At 53.4% G+C, this 15361-nt stretch carries 20 protein-coding genes; 16 read left to right on the top strand and 4 right to left on the bottom strand.

The window, feature by feature from the left end:
• Positions 1–9: 9 nt before the first annotated feature.
• From YERSI8AC_RS15540 to rloA3, 9 genes are all read left to right on the top strand, one after another.
• The gene (locus YERSI8AC_RS15540; RefSeq protein ID WP_022522732.1) at positions 10–357 is read left to right on the top strand and encodes a Na+/H+ antiporter subunit C; all 348 of its coding nucleotides are present in this window, start codon (positions 10–12) and stop codon (positions 355–357) included.
• A complete protein-coding gene (locus tag YERSI8AC_RS15535) occupies positions 354–1958 on the top strand; it encodes a Na+/H+ antiporter subunit D (protein ID WP_022522733.1) in 1605 nt (534 codons plus the stop codon). Before YERSI8AC_RS15540 ends, YERSI8AC_RS15535 begins: the two co-directional genes overlap by 4 nt.
• Entirely contained in the window at positions 1955–2428 is a 474-nt protein-coding gene (locus YERSI8AC_RS15530) for a Na+/H+ antiporter subunit E (protein WP_022522734.1), read from the top strand. The genes YERSI8AC_RS15535 and YERSI8AC_RS15530 overlap by 4 nt, the downstream gene beginning before the upstream one ends.
• On the top strand, positions 2428–2697 hold the full coding sequence (locus YERSI8AC_RS15525) for a monovalent cation/H+ antiporter complex subunit F (RefSeq protein ID WP_022522735.1): 270 nt from the start codon (positions 2428–2430) through the stop codon (positions 2695–2697). The genes YERSI8AC_RS15530 and YERSI8AC_RS15525 overlap by 1 nt, the downstream gene beginning before the upstream one ends.
• Entirely contained in the window at positions 2690–3094 is a 405-nt protein-coding gene (gene mnhG / locus YERSI8AC_RS15520; RefSeq protein ID WP_007113321.1) for a monovalent cation/H(+) antiporter subunit G, read from the top strand. Before YERSI8AC_RS15525 ends, mnhG begins: the two co-directional genes overlap by 8 nt.
• A gap of 224 nt (positions 3095–3318) precedes the next feature.
• Entirely contained in the window at positions 3319–3453 is a 135-nt protein-coding gene (locus tag YERSI8AC_RS15515) for a DUF2256 domain-containing protein (protein WP_081742653.1), read from the top strand.
• Between the two features lie 63 nt (positions 3454–3516).
• A complete protein-coding gene (locus tag YERSI8AC_RS15510; RefSeq protein ID WP_022522736.1) occupies positions 3517–4962 on the top strand; it encodes a DASH family cryptochrome in 1446 nt (481 codons plus the stop codon).
• An 86-nt stretch (positions 4963–5048) separates the two neighbouring features.
• Positions 5049–6317 (top strand): lytic murein transglycosylase, encoded by a 1269-nt coding sequence (locus YERSI8AC_RS15505; RefSeq protein WP_022522737.1) that lies wholly within the window; start codon positions 5049–5051, stop codon positions 6315–6317.
• A 41-nt stretch (positions 6318–6358) separates the two neighbouring features.
• A complete protein-coding gene (gene rloA3 / locus YERSI8AC_RS15500; RefSeq protein ID WP_022522738.1) occupies positions 6359–6928 on the top strand; it encodes a retropepsin-like aspartic peptidase RloA3 in 570 nt (189 codons plus the stop codon).
• Between the two features lie 19 nt (positions 6929–6947).
• On the opposite strand, the gene YERSI8AC_RS15495 is transcribed toward rloA3, so the two are convergent.
• On the bottom strand, positions 6948–7661 hold the full coding sequence (locus tag YERSI8AC_RS15495; protein ID WP_022522739.1) for a 16S rRNA (uracil(1498)-N(3))-methyltransferase: 714 nt from the start codon (positions 7659–7661) through the stop codon (positions 6948–6950).
• Between the two features lie 149 nt (positions 7662–7810).
• Between YERSI8AC_RS15495 and phaR the strand changes: the two genes are divergently transcribed.
• From phaR to YERSI8AC_RS15460, 7 genes are all read left to right on the top strand, one after another.
• Positions 7811–8317: a polyhydroxyalkanoate synthesis repressor PhaR gene (gene phaR, locus YERSI8AC_RS15490; protein WP_009287676.1), complete on the top strand. Its 507-nt coding sequence runs from the start codon at positions 7811–7813 to the stop codon at positions 8315–8317.
• A 67-nt stretch (positions 8318–8384) separates the two neighbouring features.
• Positions 8385–9671: a phosphoribosylamine--glycine ligase gene (purD, locus tag YERSI8AC_RS15485; RefSeq protein WP_022522741.1), complete on the top strand. Its 1287-nt coding sequence runs from the start codon at positions 8385–8387 to the stop codon at positions 9669–9671.
• A 41-nt stretch (positions 9672–9712) separates the two neighbouring features.
• Positions 9713–10153, top strand: a complete 441-nt coding sequence (locus YERSI8AC_RS15480) for an acyl-CoA thioesterase (RefSeq protein WP_022522742.1) — start codon at positions 9713–9715, stop codon at positions 10151–10153.
• Entirely contained in the window at positions 10153–11025 is an 873-nt protein-coding gene (locus tag YERSI8AC_RS15475) for a phosphoribulokinase (RefSeq protein ID WP_009287678.1), read from the top strand. The genes YERSI8AC_RS15480 and YERSI8AC_RS15475 overlap by 1 nt, the downstream gene beginning before the upstream one ends.
• A 112-nt stretch (positions 11026–11137) precedes the next feature.
• Positions 11138–11479, top strand: coding sequence for a histidine triad nucleotide-binding protein (locus tag YERSI8AC_RS15470; protein ID WP_022522743.1), 342 nt, complete (start codon positions 11138–11140; stop codon positions 11477–11479).
• A 39-nt stretch (positions 11480–11518) separates the two neighbouring features.
• The gene (gene coq7, locus YERSI8AC_RS15465; protein WP_009287679.1) at positions 11519–12160 is read left to right on the top strand and encodes a 2-polyprenyl-3-methyl-6-methoxy-1,4-benzoquinone monooxygenase; all 642 of its coding nucleotides are present in this window, start codon (positions 11519–11521) and stop codon (positions 12158–12160) included.
• Positions 12161–12231: 71 nt separating this feature from the next.
• Positions 12232–12390: a DUF1328 domain-containing protein gene (locus YERSI8AC_RS15460; protein ID WP_022522744.1), complete on the top strand. Its 159-nt coding sequence runs from the start codon at positions 12232–12234 to the stop codon at positions 12388–12390.
• Positions 12391–12485: 95 nt separating this feature from the next.
• Here the strand turns inward: YERSI8AC_RS15460 and ettA are convergent, their stop codons facing one another.
• The 3 genes from ettA to YERSI8AC_RS15445 all read right to left on the bottom strand — a co-directional run bounded on the left by ettA (position 12486) and on the right by YERSI8AC_RS15445 (position 15166).
• Entirely contained in the window at positions 12486–14147 is a 1662-nt protein-coding gene (gene ettA, locus YERSI8AC_RS15455) for an energy-dependent translational throttle protein EttA (RefSeq protein ID WP_009287680.1), read from the bottom strand.
• A gap of 168 nt (positions 14148–14315) precedes the next feature.
• A complete protein-coding gene (locus YERSI8AC_RS15450; RefSeq protein ID WP_022522745.1) occupies positions 14316–14543 on the bottom strand; it encodes a PA3496 family putative envelope integrity protein in 228 nt (75 codons plus the stop codon).
• Between the two features lie 188 nt (positions 14544–14731).
• Positions 14732–15166 carry a PAS domain S-box protein gene (locus YERSI8AC_RS15445; RefSeq protein ID WP_138800500.1) on the bottom strand — a complete coding sequence of 145 codons (435 nt, stop codon included), beginning with the start codon at positions 15164–15166 and terminating at the stop codon, positions 14732–14734.
• Between the last annotated feature and the right edge of the window lie 195 nt (positions 15167–15361).

The raw sequence follows: 15361 nt of genomic DNA, 5'->3' as shown, positions 1-15361 counted from the left end.
AGGCACAGCATGGAACCATTAATGGCAGTGGCGATTGGCCTGCTGTATGCGACGGCTATTTTTATGATGTTGCGTCGTTCTATCGTCAAACTGGTGATTGGTCTGATGCTGCTCTCTAATGCCGCCAATTTACTGATTTTTACCACGGCAGGCATGACCCGTGGAGCACCTCCGCTTATCCCTGAGGGGATGATGCTGCCGCCCAGCGGGGTAGCCGACCCCTTACCCCAAGCGGTTGTGCTGACGGCCATTGTGATTGCCTTTGGGGTGCTTGCCTTTGCCGTGGTATTGATTCGACGCGCCTACGAAGTCGTTAAGGCTGATGATCTCGATAAGATGAAGGATACTGATACGTGAGGCCTGAAGTTGCTCTTCCCGTCCTCTTGCCCCTGCTAACCGGGGCAGTCTCCTTGTTGTTTTGGCGCGCGCGCCCCATGCAGCGCTTTTTGGCGGTGGCAGGTAATGTTGCGCTACTCATGGTTAGCCTGTGGCTGTTTGTATCTACGTTGTCAGATGGCTATGTCACCATGCAAATGGGTAGCTGGCCAGCTCCCTTCGGGATTACCTTAATAGCCGATCTGTTAAGTGCGGTGATGGTGTTAATGACCGCTCTTATCGGTTTGGCAATGGGGGTTTACTCGCTGGCCACCACTGGCCGCGGCCACGAAAAATTTGGCTACTATCCGTTAATGCACCTGCTGCTCGCCGGGGTGATGGGGGCCTTCTTAACCGGCGATATCTTTAACCTCTATGTATGGTTTGAGGTAATGCTGGTGGCCTCTTTTGCGCTGCTGATTCTGGGGGGAGAACGCGCGCAGATGGAAGGGGCGATTAAGTACGTCACCTTGAACCTGTTGGCATCGGTCATCTTCCTGACCGCGGTGGGGCTACTCTATGGCATGGTGGGTACACTCAACATGGCCGACATTGCGTTGCGCATGGATGAGGCAGAGCACACCGGTATGGTGGAAGTGCTTGCGGTCATGTTTATGGTGGCCTTCGGCATCAAAGCCGCCGCCTTTCCGCTATTTTTCTGGCTGCCAGCCTCGTATCACACCCCGCCTGTCGCTGTTTCGGCGCTGTTTGCCGGGTTGCTCACCAAGGTGGGGGTGTATGCGATGTTCCGTGTCTTCACCCTGATGTTCGATCAAACCATGGGCTATCTCCAGGAGATTATGCTCTGGGGTGCTGCCTTCACCATGGTAACAGGCGTGCTCGGTGCCGCCGCCCAGCATGAGTTTAGGCGAATCTTGTCGTTTCATATCGTCAGCCAGATTGGCTATATGATCTTAGGCTTAGCTCTTTACACACCTTTGGCGATCGCCGGTGGCGTGTTTGCCATCGTGCATAACATGGTGGTGAAGACCAATCTCTTCTTGATCAGTGGTATCACCCACCGTTTGCAGGGAACCTACCAGCTTAAAAAAATGGGCGGGCTGTACCGAGATCGCCCTTGGCTTGCCGTGGCGTTCTTTCTTTCTGCCTTCTCGCTGGCGGGGATACCGCCGCTGTCAGGCTTTTTTGCCAAATTTGTAATTGTGCGTGCAGGCCTGGAAATTGAAGCCTATGTGGTGACCGGCATTGCACTGGCGGTGGGATTGATGACGCTTTATTCCATGGTGAAAATTTGGAATGAAGTGTTTTGGAAGTCGTTACCCGAAGATAACGACGTGCCTGCGACTGCCACGCCAACTGGTGACGACGGTCGTCTGTTAAAGCCTAGCCTGTGGATGATGTATTCGCCCGTTATGGTGTTGGCGTTATTTTCTCTGCTCATTGGTGTGCTTGCAGAACCTATTATGTGGGTGATGATGGGTATTGGTGATCAACTGTTTGAACCTTCGGGGTACATCGAAGCCGTATTGGGTGCTTCAGCCAGTGCAGACGATGTTCTGCTGCAGCCAACGGGGGCGGCAGAAGATCAACCTGAGGCGGACGCCGGGGAGACAGCGCGATGACCGGAGCCATTTGGAACCTACTGCTAGGCCTTGCTTGGGTACTGTTAAGCGGTGATTTTAGCGGCTTAAACCTCCTTGTCGGGCTAATATTTGGCTACATTACGCTGATACTCATCGAACCTCAGCTTGATTCCCTAAAAGGCTATCCTGCGCGAGTACCGCGTTTTATCGGCTTTATTGGTTTTTTTCTAAAAGAACTTGTTCAAGCCAACTTGCGTGTCGCTTTTGATATTGTCACCCCCCCTTGGCATATGAAGCCTGGGGTCATTGCGATGCCGCTTTCCGCGCGTACCGAAATGGAAATTACTCTGGTAGCCAATCTGATTTCATTGACACCAGGAACGTTGAGCCTGGATGTATCAGATGACCGTAAAGTCTTGTATATCCACGCGATGTTTTTAGACAATGAAGAGGAGCTACGGCGCAACTTAAAAGAGATGGAGCACCGGGCTTTGGAGCTATTTCGCTAATGGATACCGTCATTTTAATAAGCCAAGTCATCATGAGCCTGGCGCTTATCTTTACTTTTGTGCGTGTAGTGCGCGGGCCGAGTTTGCCTGATCGGGTGGTGGCGTTAGAGCTTTTTTCTACCACCGTGGTGGGATTGGTCGGGGTTTATGCCATCAAGTCTGACGTGGCTAGCTTTCTGGATGCCGCCATTGTGATCGCATTAATGGGGTTCTTAGCGGCAATTGCGTTTGCGCGCTTTTTGGAAAGGGGAGGCCCAAGGGATGATTGATTTCATAAAGGGCGCGTTAATCATTGGTGGTGCACTATTTATACTGCTTGCCTCAGTCGGATTGCTGCGGTTGCCCGATTTGTTAACCCGCATGCATGCCACTACCAAGGCCGCGGCGTTAGGCGTTATCTTAATTATGTTGGCAGCGGCCATGCACTTTGCTGAAGTGGGGATCGTGGCCCGCTCATTTGCCATCATCGTGTTTATCCTGATGACCGCCCCCGTGGCGGCCCACGTGATTGGCCGTGCCGGGTACTTTGTTGGCTCGAAGCTGTGGAGCGGTACCGTAAAGGATGAGTTGCGCCCGAACTATGATCCCTTAACCCATGAGCTTAAAAGCGGCCTGGAAACCCAGGAGAACGCCAAGCGCCAACCTCGCGAGACTGACCCTGACTAGGCTTGACTAGAGCAAACCACAGCGTAGTAGCCATTGAATAACCGCTGCTAAGCCACCTTCGGGTGGTTTTTTTGCGTCTGGATATGGGGTGTATTAAGACGCGAGTAATTAGTTCGCCCTTAGCAAATAATGTACAATAAAATTCATGTACAATAATTGTACTGTATAAGATAATGTGTTCATGTTTTACCCCATGCCCCGTAGAAATGTGATTAAACGTGACCATGCGACGCAAACAACACCTACCGCAAAAAGACTGTGCTCAATGCCAGCGACCGTTTCCCTGGCGGAAAAAATGGGCGTGCTGCTGGAACGAGGTGCGCTACTGCAGCGAGCGGTGCCGTCGTAGTGCCAAGTAGCCAAGCAAGCCACGGTGATAGCACCAAGTTCTGGGCAGGAATGTACCCTTAGGAGGCACAAGCATGTACAGCACGATTGATATTGTCTGGCTGCAAGACGACCTGCGTATTGCTGATAATCCTCTTTTACACTTTGCCTCTCCTCCTAGTTATCTGATGTGTATCTACGTGTTAGATGAGCGATGGTTCTTGCCATTATTTGACGTCGAATCTACGCCGCGTATTGGGCCTGCGCGGTTGCGCTTTTTATGGCAAAGCTTAATGGAGTTGCGTGGTGAGCTCCTAAAGCGTGGCAGTGATCTGCTGGTGCGCATTGGCAAGCCCAGTGATGTGGTGATTGAGTTGGCGTCAAAGCTAAACGCACGAGAGGTGCGTGTTGCTGACCATGCAGGGGTTGAGGAATTCGCGCATATTCAGGCGGTTGAGCAAGGCCTGCCTAGTCAAACGGCCCTCAATTGCATAGAGAGTGGGCGACTCATTGATCGAAAGGCGCTGCCTTTTGAGATGGAAGCGCTGCCTGGGAGTTTTTCTGCCTTTAGGCGCAGTGTGGAGAGCGAATGTGCTGTGCCTGCCAGCCGCTGCGCTCCAATAACGTTGCCCCCTTGGCCCGAGGCGGCAAGGGGATTTCCGCCGCTAAAAGCCGTCTGTGAGCAGAGCGCTACCTGGCAGCCCGATCCTCGCCAAGGTTACGCTTATAGGGGAGGAGAGTCAGCGGCTCATGGGCGTCTGAAGGATTACTTGTGGCGTCAACAGGGCGGTGAAACCTACAAGAAAACCCGCAACGGGCTATTGGGGGCTAATTTTTCAACCCGCATTTCACCCTGGCTGGCGCGAGGTTGCCTGTCAGCTCGTCAAGTCTATGAGGCTGTGAAAGCGTGGGAAGCGGAAAACGGCAGTAATGAATCAAGCTACTGGATTGGCTTCGAACTGCTCTGGCGGGAGTATTTTATCCGTACCGCTCAGTTGGAAGGGGCGAAAATGTTTGGCTCACGCCAGACTGACCAGCCGTGTGCCGCTTTCGATGCCTGGCGTAACGGTACCACGGGGTTGCCGTTTGTGGATGCCGCTATGCGGGAACTACTCCACACTGGCTGGCTATCCAATCGTGCCCGGCAAAACGTGGCTAGCTTTTTAGTTAAAGACTTAAAGGTAGATTGGCGTTTGGGGGCGTTATGGTTCGAGCACTGCCTGATTGATTATGACGTGGCCAGCAACTGGGGCAATTGGCGCTATATTGCTGGTGTTGGTCGCGATCCTCGCCAAGATCGTTACTTTAATGTGCTCAAACAGGCGGGCCATTACGATCCCCAGGGGCTCTATGTTGCTCACTGGCTGGAGCAGCTCGAAACACTGCCCAATGGCCTTGAGCGCCATCAGCCGTGGCGTGCAGACCCCTTGAGGTTTGATGCTCCCTGCGTTGTGCCCGAGCAGTGGGAGCGATGGCTAATTCCTCGCTGTGAAGTAGGCACTTTAGCTGAGTCGTCCGCCGTGGAGAGCGTTATAAAGTAATTATCACCTTCGGCCAGACCCTAGTATCTACCTCTTTTCTAGGCCATCATTCCAGATATGCCAAGGACTGCCTAAGGATCGATATAATGTCTGGTAATTTCTCTATTGGGCGGCGCTGCAGCCCTCTTTTGTGTGTTTCCATAGTCGCAGCGCTAAGCGCTCCTTTCGCGTCAAGCGTAGCGGTCGCTAACCCTCAGCTAATGTCAGAAGTCGATACTCAGGCTGCTTCTGAGGTTAGCTACGCTAATTTTCAGCAGTGGCTTCGAGATTTTCGCCAGTACGCTGCAGGCCAAGGGATCAGCGAAGCCACATTAAGCAACGCCCTGGATGGCGTTCGTTATCGTGAGCGTGTGATTGAACTCGACGGCTACCAGCCCGAATTTGTTCGCCCTATTTGGGAGTATCTGGATACCGCGGTTTCATCCACGCGTATTACTAACGGTCAAGAAAAGCTGGCTGATCACCGTGACACTGCTCAGCAAATGGAGCAGCGCTATGGGGTGCCAGCAGAAATAATCGTCGCCATTTGGGGCATCGAAAGTAACTATGGCAGTAATTTTGGCGATTTTTCGACGTTGGAGTCTCTGGCCACGCTGGCTTACGATGGTCGACGCCGTGACTTTGCTCGAGGTGAGCTGCTCGCGGCGTTACGGATTATTGATCAAGGTGATATCGCTGCTGAAGACATGAAGGGCTCCTGGGCTGGGGCGATGGGACATACTCAGTTTATTCCCAGTAGCTTCGAAGCCTATGCCGTCGATGGCGACGGTGACGGTCGGCGCGATATTTGGGACAGCATCCCCGATGTCATGGCATCAACGGCCAACTATCTTGACCGAGCCGGATGGCAAACCGGTCAACCCTGGGGTATTGAGGTACGCCTGCCCGAAGGGTTTGATTACGCCCAGACCGAACGCCGCAGCAGTGCCGAGTGGCGCAACCAAGGCGTACAGGCGCAGCAGGGCGAATTGCCGAACTTCGATAGCGCCGCTATCGTGGTACCCGCTGGCGCTAATGGCCCTGCATTTTTGGTAGGTGCTAATTTCCGTGCGATTTTACGCTATAACAATGCCACCAGTTATGCACTGGCCGTTGCGACTTTAGGCGATGCGATCGCTGGACGCGAGGGCATTCAGCACAGCTGGCCCCGGGATCAAGCGCCACTTACTCGTGACGATGTTCAAGAACTTCAGCGCGCGTTGAACCGGGTAGGATACTCTGTAGGCGGCGCGGACGGCATTATGGGGCCCAACACCCGGCAAGGTTTGCGGAACTTTCAGCGTGATCAAGGGTTAATACCGGATGGGTTTGCGACCCAGGAGCTACTTGAACAGCTACGCCAGCGTTCGCAGTAAGCAGTGTTAAAAGGGTGCTTCTAATTTCCAAGGATGATGTTATGCAGTTGATAGATAAGATGTTTTTTAACAGAGTGATGTTAGGTGCCGTGTTGTTAGGTTCTGGTCTGTCTGCTTCCATGGCGATGGCAGATGATGACCAGGTATTCGGCTGGGTTGAAAAAGCCACCCTGCAACCCTGGGATATCGAGGTAAAAGCCAAGCTCGATAGCGGAGCATTAACCTCTTCATTAGACGCTCGCGATATAGAGATGTTCGAGCAGGGTGACGAGGAGTGGGTGCGCTTTCGTTTGAAGCTTGAAGATCAAGCAAGCGGAGACGTATTCAGCGACCAAATTGAGCGGCCGCTTTATCGAGAATTGGCTGTTCGCGGAGCAGGCGGCCGCGACGAGCGTCCCGTGGTGTTGTTGGAAGTTTGTATGGGCGACACCATTTACGAAGAGCAGTTTAGTCTACGTGACCGTGAAGAAATGAACTATCCGCTGCTGCTCGGTCGTCGTACCATTAGCCACCTTGGCTTGCTGGATGTGCGTGAAACCTTCTTGCAGGAGCCCGAGTGTGGGGAAAACTCTACCGTTGTGCCCCACGACCCAGAAGATGAACAGTCCTAACTTACCTATCGATAAATGCTTAAAACAGCCGTGATAGAAGCGCGGTCACGGCTGTTTCAACGCGTAAAATGCGCGGGCCTAGATGCATACCCTCGCAACCTGCTAGCATTAGTTGCTCTACCTCCCAAGCAATAAAACCGCCCTCAGGGCCTACCAATAGCAGGGTAGGTTCACTTATGTCTCTTGGGCAAGCGTTGGGCATGCCAGGATGGGCTACGAGTCCGCGGCGTTCGCTGAGTAAGCCAGGCAGTTGCTGCTCCAAAAAAGGACGAAAGCCTTTGCTCAGGGTGACCGATGGTAGCTGGGTGTCGCGGGCTTGCTCTAAGCCGAGTACCAAGTGCTGGTGGATTTTCTCCGGGCGTAACTCAGGGGATTGCCAGTAGCTCTTCTCAACCCGTTTAGTATGTAGCAGGGTGATCTCTTTGACGCCTAGTGCCGTCACATGCTCTAACGTACGCGCCAACATACGGGGACGGGGCAGAGCCAATGCCAAATGTACGGGTAACGGTGGCGGCGGTGGCTCATCAAGGTTTTCTAATTGGAAATACGCGCGCTCAGCGTTGAGCTCTTTTAGCATCGCTTTGCCCATGGCGCCGCCTTGCACACCCACGGTGAGCCGGTCGCCATGTGCGGATCGATGGACATCACGAAGGTGTTTTAGTCGGCGTGGATCGGTGATGCAGACGTGGCCGTCATTGGTGAGATCGTTGGGATTGAGCAGAATCAAATTCATAATGATGGTCTATTGGTCACAAAGCAGGCACGGTACGCCTTGCTAAACTATTAAGGTGGCTTGCATAGGCGCGTGGTGCAGGCACAATATCAGCAACGGAACCAGTAACGGGAATAAAAAAGTCCCTATCGCGTTTAAGGAGATGCGCCGTGCGCGTAATTCGCAAATATGCAAACCGCAGGTTGTACGATACTCAGCAGAGTCGTTATGTGACGCTGGAAGACCTGCGTCGGTTAATCATCGAAGAAGAGCCGTTCAGGGTGGAAGATGCCAAAAGCGGAGAAGACCTGACGCGGACTATTCTGCTCTCTATCATTATTGAGCAGGAGCAAGCGGATAGCGAAGCGGAAGTGTTTTCAAACGATCTTCTAGCGCAGCTTATCCGGGTTTACGATATGACCTCACCGTTGCCGCTGTCGCGTTACCTCGAACAGGGTACGCAACTGATGTTGGAGCAGCAGAAACGTTTGCAGAGCCAGTGGAAACAGGCAATGCGCAACACGCCGTTAGAATTTATGCGTGAGCTTGCCGAAGAGAACATGCGCTTTTGGCAAAATACCTTGAATCAGCCGGGTCAAGCCGATGAGTCGAGTGATGCTGAGCAGCCTGAGAGCGATAGCAACGATACCAGCAAAGATAACAAACCCTCCTCCTGACCCCACTTGGTGCTGCGCTGTGGCATAATGCCGCCGATATACGCTCTCCCGTTTGAGAAGGATGCACATGAAGGTTTTGATGATAGGCGGCGGTGGTCGCGAGCACGCCCTGGCTTGGAAATTGGCGCAATCTACCCAGGTTGAGCAGGTCTTTGTCGCCCCCGGCAATGCCGGCACCGCGGCGGAAGCGAAGCTGACCAACGTAGCGATTGCCGCAACGGATCTCGACAGCCTGGTCGCTTTTGCCCGTGATGAGCAGATTGGCTTGACCGTGGTGGGGCCGGAGGCTCCCTTGGTTGAAGGTGTTGTTGACCGGTTCCAAGCGGCCGGTCTGACTATCTTTGGCCCTACTCAGGCGGCTGCTCAGTTGGAAGGCTCAAAATCATTTACCAAGGACTTCCTGGCCCGTCATGATATTCCTTCGGCTGACTACCAAACGTTTACTGACGTAGACTCTGCGCTTGCCTATTTAAGCAAAATGGGCGCACCCATTGTGATTAAGGCGGATGGCCTAGCAGCGGGCAAAGGCGTCATCGTGGCGCTGAGTGAAGCCGAAGCTGAGGCTGCTATTCGCGATATGCTGGAGGCCAATGCCTTCGGCGGTGCAGGCGCTCGCGTGGTTATCGAAGAGTTTCTGGAGGGCGAAGAGGCGAGCTTTATTGTCATGGTGGACGGCGAGCATGTGGTACCCATGGCCACCAGCCAAGACCACAAACGCGCTTATGATGGTGATACCGGCCCTAATACCGGCGGTATGGGCGCCTATTCACCAGCGCCTGTGGTCACGCCCGAGGTTGATGCACGTATCATGGAGCAGGTCATTCTGCCCACCGTGAGGGGCATGGCTGCAGAAGGCAATGCTTATACAGGGTTCTTATATGCAGGCCTGATGATCGACGCGGCGGGTAACCCCAAGGTTATTGAGTACAACTGCCGCTTTGGTGATCCTGAAACTCAGCCAATCATGCTGCGCTTAACCTCTGACTTCGCTGAGCTTTGCTTAGCGGGTGCCCAGGGCAAGCTGGATGGGCAACGCTGCGAATGGGATTCCCGTGCAGCGGTGGGCGTGGTGCTGGCGGCCGGAGGCTACCCTGGCAGCTACCGCAAGGGTGACGTGATTCACGGTTTAGCTGCGGCTGAAGAAACGGGCTGCAAAGTGTTCCACGCCGGTACCGCGCAGGATTCCCAGGGCGAGATTATTACGGCAGGTGGCCGTGTGCTGTGTGTAACGGCATTGGGCAATAGCGTCTCAGCGGCGCAGCAGCAAGCGTACCAAGGCGTTAATGCTATTCACTGGGACGGCGTCGAGTGTCGCCGTGATATCGCCTTCAGGGCGATTGCCCGAGAGGAGTAAGCACGCCTTACGCTAAGCTAATACTGACGAGGAAACAGGGCATGGAGCGTGTCAAGCTGGACTTTCCCGCTGAGGCGGTCATACATCGTCACCCCTTGACCGTGAGGGTAACCGATATGAACTACGGCCGTCACTTGGGGCATGATGCGCTGGTATCACTGCTCCACGAGGCGCGCATTCAAGCCTTTGCTGCACTGGATCTGCCTGAGTGGGATATGCAGGGATACCCTTCGGTGGTCGCTGATCTCGCCGTTCAGTATCAAAGTGAAGCGCGCTGGCCCGATGGCCTAACGATTGCCACCGCTGTACCCGAGCCCCAAGGCAAAGCGTTGACGATCTATCAGCGCATCTACCAGGCAGATTCTCAGCAGGTAGTCGCTACCGCACGGATCAATCAGCTACTGATTGATCGTGCTACTGGGCGTCCTGTCGAAGTACCCGAGCAGGTTAAACAAGCGCTTTCCCACGCGAGGTATGGCTGATGTCTCGGGAGTATCCGATTATCGCGGTAACCGGTTCCTCAGGGGCGGGTACCACCACCGTGAAGCGCAGCTTTGAGCGCATGTTTCTGCGCGAAGATGTGCATGCAGCAATGGTCGATGGCGATGCCTTTCACCGCTATACCCGTGATGACCTGCACCGCATCTTCCGAGAAGAGCCAGAACGCAAAGACGAACTTTCGCATTTTGCCGTAGAGGCGAATTTGCTGGATCGTCTGGAAGGGTTGTTTAGTGAGTATGGCGAACACGGTTCGGGGACTTTTCGGCACTATATCCATGCTGAGGATAAGCAGAAAATTGAAGCAGGCTGCCGGGTAGGTACTTTCACCGAGTGGCAGTCGCTTCCCTGTGGTACCGACCTGCTGTTTTATGAAGGTTTACATGGTGGGCTGGTCACTGAGGAGTATGACATTGCCCGCCATGTGGATCTGTTGGTTGGTGTGGCGCCAACCATGAATCTTGAATGGATTCAAAAGATCGACCGTGACACTAAGCTGCGGGGCTACTCACAAGAAGCGGTCATTGACACTATCCTGGGTCGGATGGATGACTATGTGCGCTACATCCAACCGCAGTTTTCGCGTACTCATATCAATTTTCAACGTGTGCCCACCGTCGATACCTCTAACCCCTTTGAAGTTCAGGATATTCCCACCGACGCTGAGTCGTTCGTGGTCATCCGTTTTCGTGATCCCTCCACCGTTGATTTCCCTTGGCTGCTGGCGATGATTAAGGACTCGTTTATGACCCGTCCGCACACGTTGGTGGTGCCGGGGGCGCGGATGTCGCTGGCGATGGAGTTGATTCTTGCCCCCTTGGTTAGGCATCTTCTTTCCCAGAGACGATTTCGTTAAAAGGTCGTGGGCTTGAAGCTACCTCTCACCGGTGCAATTCATCGGTGCAATCATCAGACTGGCAGAGATAATTCGACACTTAAGTGGCAAGTAGTTAATAAAGGAGAGCTGTATGGATTGTCTGTTTTGTAAAATCATTAACCGTGAAATTCCCGCTGATATCGTTTATGAAGATGACCACGTGTTGGCATTCAATGATATTGGCCCCCAGGCGCCTACTCATCAGCTAATCATTCCTAAAAAGCATATCGCCACGCTCAATGATATCGATGAGGCTGATATTGCCACAGTAGGGCGGCTTCAGTTTACCGCCGCCAAGCTTGCCCGCGAGCAGGGGTTTGCTGAAGATGGCTACCGCGTGGTGATGAACTGCAACGAAATGGGCGGACAAACGGTCTACCATATTCATATGCATCTACTCGGTGGGCGTGCATTCACATGGCCTGCCGGTTGAGTTCGGCAGATCGCTATCGCAAGTCAACGGAGTGTTGCCATGGATCGTCAACAGAGTCGTTCAGATCGCCTGATACATCAGTTCGATACCGTTTTACGAACGCTTATGCCACACGCTGCTTCACCACAGCGCACCAGCCCCGCTGAAGGTGTGGCTGAGGGAACGTTCGACGATCAAGAACGCCGCCATGCAGCAGGTTTGATGCGTATCAACCATTCTGGTGAGGTGTGTGTTCAAGCGCTGTATCAGGGGCAGGGCGTGACCGCTAAACTTCCTCATGTGCGTCACCAGATGGAGCAGTCGGCGCTAGAGGAGATCGATCATCTTGCCTGGTGTGATGAGCGTCTAGAGCAGTTGCAGAGCCGAACAAGCTGCTTAAACCCGTTGTTTTATGCCGCTTCCTTTGGCATTGGCGCGGCCACTGGGGCGGTCAGTGATCGTATTAGTTTGGGATTGGTTGCCGCGACCGAAGAGCAGGTAGGTAAGCATCTTGATTCACACCAACAGTCGCTACCCCGTGGTGACAACCGCTCCCGCGCCATACTGCGCCAGATGGCAGTTGATGAAGCTCACCATGCTCAGCTTGCCTTAGAAGCGGGGGGCGTTCGCTTTCCGGCACCGGTGAAGTGGGGCATACGGCTGGCCTCTAAGGTAATGACTAAAAGCGCCTATCATCTCTGAGACATATTCACGTTGCATAATGGGTTAAGTGGCGGTGTAGGGAAGTCGTTACCAAGGAGAGGAGCAAGAAGATGCTAGGCAATGCAGTGCTGTTTTTAATTATTGCGATCATCGCTGGGGCGGTCGGTTTTTCTGGCATTGCCGGGGCGGCGTCCACCATTGCGCAAATTTTGTTTGTGCTGTTTCTTATTTTGTTTCTTGTGTCATTTTTTACCGGCCGCAGACGTTAGGGCTTTGCGCTAGCGTCAGTGCAAACACAAACTAAAAGGCCCCGCTCTGCGGGGCCTTTTGCTGTCAGTATTGACTGCCAGCGTGATGCTAATGATTAAGCATCAATACGCTTATACTTCATGCGCTTAGGCGTATCGTTTCCGACCCGCTTTCTATGATCCTCTTCGTACTCCGCGTAGTTGCCTTCAAATAAGACCACTTCAGAGTCACCTTCAAAGGCCATAATGTGCGTGGCGATACGGTCAAGGAACCAACGATCGTGAGAGATCACCATAGCGCAGCCCGGGAAGGCTAGAAGCGCGTCCTCCAGTGCCCGCAGGGTTTCAATATCCAGGTCGTTGGAGGGCTCATCGAGCAGCAGCACGTTAGCGCCTTGCTTGAGCGTTTGGGCAAGCTGTAAGCGACCGCGCTCACCACCGGAAAGCTCCGACAAACGCTTCTGCTGGTCGTTACCCTTAAAGTTGAAGCGACCCACATAGGCACGCGAGGAGACTTCGTAGCCGTTAATATTAAGGATATCCTGACCATCCGAAACGGCTTCCCACACGCTCTGCTTGTCATCTAAGCCGTCGCGTAGCTGTTCGACGTAAGCGATATCGACCGTTTCACCCACCAGGACTTCGCCTTCGTCCGGCTGCTCTTTACCGGTAATCAGTTTAAAGAGCGTCGATTTACCCGCACCGTTACCACCGACGATACCAACGATCGCACCCTGGGGAATGGTGAAGGAGAGGTTCTGGTAGAGCAGCTTGTCATCGAAGCGTTTAGCCACATCACGAAACTCAATGACGTTATCGCCCAGGCGCGGGCCAGGCGGAATATAAATTTCATTGGTCTCATTACGCTTTTGGAAGTCGCCAGACTGCATCTCTTCAAAGCGGTTGAGGCGTGCTTTGCTCTTTGCCTGGCGGCCTTTGGCGTTACTGCGCACCCACTCAAGCTCTTGCTTGATGGCTTTCTGACGCGAGGCTTCCTGCTTGGCTTCCTGGTTCAAACGCTGATCTTTCTGCTCCAGCCACTGGGAGTAGTTACCCTCGAAGGGTATGCCTTGGCCACGATCAAGCTCCAAAATCCAACCCGCCACGTTGTCCAGGAAGTAGCGGTCGTGGGTGATCGCCACTACTGTACCGTTATAGTCGTGAAGGAAGCGTTCAAGCCAAGCCACCGATTCTGCATCCAGGTGGTTGGTAGGCTCGTCAAGCAGCAGCATATCGGGGCTGGAGAGCAGTAAGCGGCAGAGTGCTACACGACGGCGCTCACCACCTGAGAGGTTACCCACTTTGGCATCCCAGGGGGGGAGTCGCAGTGCTTCGGCAGCAACGTCAAGTTTGCGTTCCAGGTTATGCGCATCAGCAGCTTCGATAATATTTTCAAGCCGGGCCTGCTCGCTGGCTAGCGCATCAAAGTCGGCGTCGGGCTCTGCGTAGGCCGCATACACCCCATCCAACTTCTCCTGGGCATCTTTGATCGCCCCCAGTGCTTCTTCGACGGTGTCGCGGACGTTTTTCTCGTCATCTAGCTGCGGCTCCTGTGGAAGGTAGCCAACATTGATGCCAGGCATCGGACGAGCTTCACCTTCAAACTCTTTATCGACACCGGCCATAATGCGCAGCAGTGTGGATTTGCCCGAACCGTTAAGCCCCAGAACGCCGATTTTGGCGCCAGGGAAAAACGAGAGCGAAATATCCTTGAGAATTTGCTTTTTGGGCGGCACTACTTTGCCAACCCGGTTCATGGTGAAAACGTATTGCGCCATGGAGATCCGTTAAGTTGTTGAAAAGAAGAAAGCGACAGCAGCAGACTGCTGGCTCTTATTGCTGGCTGAAGCGTGATGATAGTGGTCTGCACCAGGAAAGGCTAGGCTACTTGAGGTGTTGGCTAGCTAGGCCCGCTCATTTGCTGAGAAGGCCAAGCTGCTCAAGGATTACTCTTCTTCGTCCCAGTCATCTTCGATGGCGCGCTGAAGTCGTCGCTCTTCCAACCACGCCTCGACTTGGCGCCGCGCGCGTAAGCTGTCAGCTTTGCTCGGTTTGCTTCTGTTGTAGTGGTCGTCATTGACGGCGTCTAAGCTTTCGAACTCATCTGAGTCGAGTGTTTCGTTGCCTAAGGTTTCATGACTTAGGGTCTCACGACTTAGGGGATCACGGCTCATGTGATGTCCTCCAACCCAGCCGGCGTGCCGGCGTAACAACGGCTTCACGCGAGTACATGTGCAGTTTATTAAACACATGCCAACTGCAAAGTGAAGCGCCTAGCGCAATTCAAGCGCCTTGCCGCTATATAACGCCAGTTGGGATGAAGTTCAAGCTTTATAGTTTTTTTTAGTGAGAAAGTTAATGATTAGCTGTTTTCTCGCTGATTTTGTAACTCCGCTAGCGCAAGCTGTGTTTCTACACGCTCCGTTACATCTTTTTGCACGCCAATGTAATACATCAGCTTGTCTGCTTCGTCATAGACCGGCGTAATGGAAAGTTCATTCCAAAACATGGTGCCGTCTTTGCGATAATTACGCAGTACTTCTCGAGAAGGTCGGCCCTCGTTTAGCGCATCTCGAATGGCGACAAGCGCGTCCTGGTCGCGGTCTTCGTTCTGTAAAAAGCGGCAATCGCGATACAGAATTTCATCAGCACTATAGCCCGTCAAGCGTTCAAAGCCTTTGTTGACGTAGATGAGGATATTTTCATCCCCTTCCTGTTCGGCAACGACAATGCCGTCTTCCGATGCGTCAACAATACGTTCGAGCAATTCTGGACTGATCAATGGAGATCGTTTCATCAAGGGGTTCCTGTTGCAGCTCCAATCCTTTCCGTCGTTCACAGTCGCTTTCGCCCATGAGCTAACGGAATTTCCAATCACTTATTATAGGCAGCATAGCAAAGGCGCCACTACATCACTGCTATTCGGCCCTATCATGGCGAGCGTTGTCACGCATTGCAATCGCGAACGCTACGCTAATGTAGGTAGAGCTCT

The organism is Halomonas sp. 113 (assembly GCF_904067645.1).
Lineage (GTDB): Bacteria > Pseudomonadota > Gammaproteobacteria > Pseudomonadales > Halomonadaceae > Vreelandella > Vreelandella titanicae.
The sequence above is the reverse complement of the archived record's forward strand: the minus strand, read 5'-3'. Positions and strand labels throughout refer to the sequence as shown.